This window comes from Mesorhizobium sp. FG116 (assembly GCF_057809835.1).
In genome coordinates, this window is the sequence record NZ_JBMDKS010000057.1 from 1 (window position 1) to 6,356 (window position 6,356).

Genomic DNA, 6,356 nt, shown 5'->3' on the forward strand with positions numbered 1-6,356 from the left:
GGATCCTCGGGTCGCGCCTTTCGCTGCGCTCAGGCTTGCCCGAGGATGACGAGGAGAAAGAGGCAGTCAGGCAACGAATAAGTCTGCCAAAAACGAAAAGGCCGCCCGAAGGCGGCCTCGTCGAATACTTTGGAAGCACCGATCAGCGCGAATAGAATTCGACGACCAGGTTCGGTTCCATCTGGACGGCGAACGGCACGTCCGACAGGCCGGGAATACGGGCATAGGTGGCGACCATCTTGTTGTGGTCGACTTCGAGGTAATCCGGAACGTCGCGCTCGGCCAAGGCCACCGATTCCAGCACGATCACGAGCTGCTTCGACTTCTCGCGCACCTCGATGACGTCGCCCGGCTTGCAACGGTACGAACCGATGTTCGTGCGAACGCCGTTGACGTTGACATGACCGTGGTTGATGAACTGGCGCGCCGCGAAAATGGTCGGCACGAACTTGGCGCGATAGACGATGGCGTCGAGGCGCGACTCGAGAAGACCGATCAGGTTTTCCGGCGTATCGCCCTTGCGGCGGTTGGCCTCTTCGTAGGTCTTGCGGAACTGCTTTTCCGAAATGTCGCCGTAGTGACCCTTCAGCTTCTGCTTGGCGCGCAGCTGCAGGCCGAAGTCGGAAAGCTTGCCCTTGCGGCGCTGACCATGCTGGCCGGGGCCATATTCACGCTTGTTGACCGGGGACTTCGGACGGCCCCAGATGTTTTCGCCAAGACGGCGATCGATTTTGTATTTCGCGGATTCGCGCTTGCTCATCGCATTCCCTTTCAAAACAATACACCCGAAACCTCATGTTTCGAGTGAAGGAAACGCGCCCTCCTCTGGCCTCCTTTTTCGAGACCTGACAGGACCTTCCGCGCCAAGCGACGGACGATCCACGGGACACGTCGTAGAACGAAACCATGAAAAGTGCAGAACAGCTTTCCGGCCGGTTTCGCGGCATTCACAATAAAAACCACCGGGCGTTGCGGCCCGGTGTTGGCGTGGCTCTAAAGGAGGGGCCGCTCGTTGTCAAGCAATCCCGCCGCAAAGCCTTGGCTGCCATACCAGTTCACGTGGCATCGTGAAAGATCACGCCGGTCGTGAAACGTTCGCCCGAGCGGATGCGGCTGACACCGTGGCGCATCTTGACGCGATAGTCGCCTCGGGTGCCCGCCTTGGGCCGGTCATTGACCGCAAAAAGCGCACCGTGACCCATGCCGAGCGGCACGACCTCCGCCCGCGACTGCATGCGCGGACGCTGCTCCGTCAGCAGCAACTCACCGCCCTCGAATTCCACGCTGGGCTGACTCAGCAAGATGACAAGCTGGATGGGGAAAAGGTTCGCGCCATAGACGTCCTGATGCAGGCAGTTGTAGTCGCCTGCACGGTAGCGCAACAGAAGGGGCGTTGGTTTTTCCTGGCCGCTGGCATGGCATTCGGCAAGGAAGGCATCGAGCTCTGCCGGATAGCGGCGCTCGACCCCCATGCGCCGGTTCCACTCATTGGCGAGCGGCGCGAGGCGGGCGTAAAAGCTTTCCCGCAAGCTTGCGATCGGCTCGGGCAGGGGATTGGCGAAGTACTTGTATTCGCCCGACCCAAAGCCGTGCCGCTGCATGACGATACGGCTGCGGAAATGCCCGTCTCCGTCATAAAGATCGCGCAAGGCTTCGCATTCGATCCGGCTCAGCAGCGGCCCGGTGGTGGCGACGCCGAACTCGTCGAGCGCGTTTGCGATGCGTGTCCAGTCAAGCGAGGAAACGGTCTGGTCGAGGCTCATTGCGGCGTCCTTGTCTTCTTCGCCGCAACTATCGGACAGGAAACCGTCCGCCGCATTCCGTTTCCTGCCAAGTTAGCCGGCAGAATCGAATGCCGTGCGCGCAGCCCGAATCTGACCGCGATTTTGCGAGGCCCACACCCCAAGCGCGCCGATCGGCACCGCAATCGACTGGCCGAGTTCGGTCAGCGCGTATTCCACCTCGGGCGGCGTGGTCGGCCTCACGGTACGGCGGATCAGGCCATCACGCTCCAGCGAACGGAGCGTAACCGTAAGCATGCGCTGCGAGATGCCTTCAATCCCGCGCTTCAGCGCGTTGAAGCGGACCGGCTTTTCCTGAAGGTTGATAATGACCAGCAGGCTCCATGTGTCGCCCACTCTGTCCAGAACGTCGCGTACCGGACAAGTGCCGTTGCCGTCGTATTCGAACCCCGCCGAAGAATGCAGCAGCGGCGCAGATTGGGTGTCTTTCATCCGGGCGTTCATGCAGTTCCCTCTACGTAACCTGGGCACAAAATCATGCGTTCTTCCGCGAACAAATTTCCCGCACTATGTAGTTACCTATCGTAACCAGATTACGAAACATATCCATTTTACCCGCCAAGGAAAAGCGGAAGTCACAGGAGAATGACATGAAGATTGCCCTGATCGGCGCCACCGGTTTCGTTGGTTCCGCCCTTTTGAAAGAGGCCGTTACGCGCGGCCACTCGGTAACCGCCTTGGTCCGTAACCCGGCAAAGGTCGAAGCCACGGCCAACGTCAAAGCCGTGCAGGTGGACGTCAACAATGTCCCGGCACTCACGGCGCAGCTTGCAGGACACGATGTCGTTATCTCTGCATTCAACGGTGGCTGGGGTGATCCCGACATCTACAACAAGCATCTTGGCGGCTCCAACGCCATTGCCGATGCAGCTAAGGCCGCCAAGGTTCGCCTGATCGTTATCGGCGGGGCCGGCAGCCTGCACGCCCCGGACGGCAGCCAGTTCGTCGATTCGCCGCAGTTCCCGGCCGCCTACCGAGACGGAGCTCGCGCCGCACGCGACGCGTTGGCAGGCTTGCGCAAAGGTGACTGGCAAGACTGGTCGTTCGTTTCGCCCGCGGCGATGCTGGCACCCGGCGAACGCACCGGCAAGTTCCGGCTCGGCGGCGACGAACCCGTCCTGGATGCCAACGGCGACAGCCATGTCTCTGTAGAGGACCTCGCCGTGGCGACACTCGACGAGGCGGAAACCCCGCGCCATACAGGAAAACGCTTCACGCTGGGCTACTAACCCGAGCCGGCCGGGCAATCAGATTGTCAGGCCGAATCCCTGCATCAGTCGGCGGGTCGCAAATTCGGCCCTGCCGGATGTGAACATCGCGAGGTCAGGCTCTGCGCCGTTGGCCTCGCGAAAATCCTCGGCACTGCTTTTGGCTACCAGCGACAGCGCGCGCCGGGCGATCGCTTCGGCAGGGTCAAGCCAGTCGACAGGCCACGGAGCAGTCTTGCGCATGCGGTTGACCAGGAACGGATAGTGCGTGCAGGCAAGCACGACGATATCGGTGCGAGCGCCGTCCTGTTCCACGAAGCAGGGCGCAATCTCGTCGCGCACCACCTCTTCGTCGACGAAGCCATCGCGCATGTATAGCTCAGCCAGTGCCGCTAGCCGATCGCTGCCGACCAGCCTGACATGGCATTTTGACGCCCATTGGTGGATGAGGTCGCGCGTATATTGCCGCTTCACCGTGCCGGGCGTCGCCAGCACCGAAACCAACCCTGAGCGAGTACGTTCCGCCGCCGGCTTGATCGCCGGCACAGTGCCGACGAAAGGGTGGCCGGGAAATTTCTCGCGCAAGGCATCAATCACCAGCGTTGATGCCGTGTTGCAGGCGATGACCGAGATTTCCGGGCGATATCGATCCAGAAGCACGCTGAACAGATCGAGCACATGTGACCGCAAGGCCGGCTCTTCCCACGCACCATACGGGAAGGCTGCATCGTCCGCGACGTAGATGAAGCGGCGGTCCGGCATCAACACCCGAGCCTCGCGCAGCACGGTGAGGCCGCCGACGCCGGAATCGAATATCAGGATCGGCTGTTCAGTCACGATCCGACCCCTCGCCCCGTGAGACGTTCTGATCATCCTCTGCATGCAAAGCGCGATCGACCTCGGCCTTGCGTTTCGGATAGCCCGCGCCGCGTGGTTCCTTAGGCGAAAAATAGTCCAACGAGGCAACTATCCCGCGCAGAACTTTGAGTTCCGGCTCGGCAAAGCCGGCGCGGGTCAGCACGGCGCGTAAATTGTCCACCATCTTGGGTTTCTTCGCCGCCGGACGGAAATATCCACGCGCCTCAAGCGCAGCTTCCAGATGAGCAAACAGGCCGTGCAACTGGTCCTTGGTCGCAGGCGCCATTTCCGGCCCGGAAAAATTAGTCTGGGTTTCGTCCTCAAGCCCGGATTTCATCCACTCGTAGGACATCAACAACACGGCCTGAGCAATATTAAGTGAAGCAAAGCCCGGGTCGACCGGGAATGTCACGATTTCGTCAGCCAGCCCCACTTCCTCGTTATTGAGACCGAAGCGCTCGCGCCCGAACAGGATGCCCGTCCGCTGGCCTGAACTTGAACGGCTTCGAAGCGTCCTGCCCGCCTCGACAGGCCCTGCGACCCTCTTGAACCCATCGCGCTGACGTGCCGTTGTGGCAAAGACGAAATTGAGATCGGAAATCGCCGAAGTAAGATCATCGAACACGCGCGTACCATCGATGACATGGTCGGCCCGGCTTGCGGCAGCACGAGCCTTTTCACTCGGCCAGCCGTCGCGCGGATTGACCAGCCTCAGTTCCGACAGGCCGAAATTCGCCATGGCGCGCGCGACCATGCCGATATTCTCGCCAAGCTGGGGCTCGACAAGGATAATGACAGGCCCCGCCATCGGGGTTTTTTGCTGGTCTTGGCTGGAAGGCATGACGTTAAGCGAACGGTCTTGATGCGGCGTTGGTGCCGTCCCTGCCATATCCGGCTTGTAAAATGAAGGCTTTTCCAAGACCTCGCGAAGACCAGCCTGACTTCATCTTGGTCAAAAGCAGCCCCTTGTCCACATATCCATGCTTCCAAATGCCGAGAAAAGGGGCCCTCGTGTCGTTTGCGCGCTCACAATGGCTTTGATATACGGGCTTCATTCTCGGCCAATCCCTTCGGCATGGCCGTCCAGATTTCCAGAAACGAGGCACTTTTCATGGCGAAGATCAAGGTGGCGAACCCAGTCGTCGAACTCGACGGCGACGAGATGACGCGCATCATCTGGCAGTTCATCAAAGACAAGCTGATCCACCCCTATCTCGACCTGACCCTCGATTACTACGATCTCGGTGTCGAACATCGCGACGCCACCAACGACCAGGTGACGATCGACGCCGCCCACGCAATCCAGAAGTACGGCGCCGGCGTGAAATGCGCCACCATCACGCCCGATGAAGGCCGCGTCGAGGAATTCAAGCTCAAGAAGATGTGGAAGTCGCCTAACGGCACCATCCGCAACATCCTCGGCGGCACGATCTTCCGCGAGCCGATCATCATGAAGAACGTGCCGCGCCTGGTGCCGGGCTGGACCAGGCCGATCATCGTCGGGCGCCATGCTTTCGGCGACCAGTACAAGGCCACCGATTTCCGCTTCCCCGGCAAGGGCAAGCTGTCGATCAAGTTCGTCGGCGAAGACGGCAAGGTGATCGAGCATGACGTGTTCGATGCACCCGGCGCCGGCGTCGCCATGGCCATGTACAATCTTGACGAGTCGATCCGTGAATTCGCCCGCGCGTCGCTGAACTATGGCCTGCTGCGCGGCTATCCGGTCTATCTGTCGACCAAGAACACGATCCTGAAAGCCTATGACGGCCGCTTCAAGGATATTTTCCAGGAAGTCTACGAGCAGGAATTCGCGGACGCGTTCAAGGAAAAGAAGATCACCTACGAGCATCGCCTGATCGACGACATGGTGGCTTCCGCGCTGAAATGGTCGGGCGGCTATGTCTGGGCCTGCAAGAACTATGACGGCGACGTCCAGTCCGATACGGTGGCGCAGGGCTTCGGCTCGCTCGGCCTGATGACCTCCGTGCTGATGACGCCGGACGGCAAGACGGTGGAAGCCGAAGCGGCGCACGGCACCGTTACCCGTCACTTCCGCCAACACCAGAAGGGCCAGGAAACCTCGACCAATTCGATCGCCTCGATCTTTGCCTGGACACGTGGATTGGCGCACCGCGCCAAGCTGGACGACAACGCCGACTTGAAGCGCTTTTCCGAAACGCTTGAGCGGGTCTGCATCAACACCGTCGAGAGCGGCTTCATGACCAAGGACCTGTCCCTGCTGATCGGTCCGGACCAGCCTTGGCTGTCCACCACCGGCTTCCTCGACAAGGTGGACGAGAATTTGCAGAAGGCGATGGGCTGACGGTCGAGGGCGGCGCTTCTGCGCCGCCTTTTGCATCGGGGCAATTCTGCATCACTTCCACACTGCCGTTTAGTCACGGCATGGATCCCAGGGTCTCCGCGACGGCCTTTGGCCTGCTCCGCCCTAGGATGACGAAGAGATGGATATGCTTATTCATCGCCACGC

At 60.5% G+C, this 6,356-nt stretch carries 7 protein-coding genes; 2 read left to right on the plus strand and 5 right to left on the minus strand.

The window, feature by feature from the left end; translation table 11 throughout:
* Window positions 1-142 precede the first annotated feature (142 nt).
* The 3 genes from rpsD to ACODTY_RS22880 form a co-directional block, all read right to left on the minus strand.
* Entirely contained in the window at window positions 143-760 is a 618-nt protein-coding gene (gene rpsD / locus ACODTY_RS22870; protein ID WP_488996473.1) for a 30S ribosomal protein S4, read from the minus strand.
* Between the two features lie 295 nt (window positions 761-1,055).
* A complete protein-coding gene (locus tag ACODTY_RS22875) occupies window positions 1,056-1,763 on the minus strand; it encodes a 2OG-Fe(II) oxygenase (protein ID WP_488996474.1) in 708 nt (235 codons plus the stop codon).
* A gap of 72 nt (window positions 1,764-1,835) precedes the next feature.
* Window positions 1,836-2,234, minus strand: a complete 399-nt coding sequence (locus tag ACODTY_RS22880; RefSeq protein ID WP_488996475.1) for a winged helix-turn-helix transcriptional regulator — start codon at window positions 2,232-2,234, stop codon at window positions 1,836-1,838.
* A gap of 158 nt (window positions 2,235-2,392) precedes the next feature.
* Between ACODTY_RS22880 and ACODTY_RS22885 the strand changes: the two genes are divergently transcribed.
* Entirely contained in the window at window positions 2,393-3,031 is a 639-nt protein-coding gene (locus tag ACODTY_RS22885; protein ID WP_488996476.1) for an NAD(P)-dependent oxidoreductase, read from the plus strand.
* An 18-nt stretch (window positions 3,032-3,049) separates the two neighbouring features.
* Here the strand turns inward: ACODTY_RS22885 and murI are convergent, their stop codons facing one another.
* The gene (gene murI / locus ACODTY_RS22890; protein WP_488996477.1) at window positions 3,050-3,847 is read right to left on the minus strand and encodes a glutamate racemase; all 798 of its coding nucleotides are present in this window, start codon (window positions 3,845-3,847) and stop codon (window positions 3,050-3,052) included.
* Window positions 3,840-4,709: an RNA methyltransferase gene (locus ACODTY_RS22895; protein ID WP_488996479.1), complete on the minus strand. Its 870-nt coding sequence runs from the start codon at window positions 4,707-4,709 to the stop codon at window positions 3,840-3,842. The genes murI and ACODTY_RS22895 overlap by 8 nt, the downstream gene beginning before the upstream one ends.
* A 270-nt stretch (window positions 4,710-4,979) precedes the next feature.
* Between ACODTY_RS22895 and ACODTY_RS22900 the strand changes: the two genes are divergently transcribed.
* Entirely contained in the window at window positions 4,980-6,191 is a 1,212-nt protein-coding gene (locus ACODTY_RS22900) for an NADP-dependent isocitrate dehydrogenase (protein WP_488996478.1), read from the plus strand.
* Window positions 6,192-6,356 lie beyond the last annotated feature (165 nt).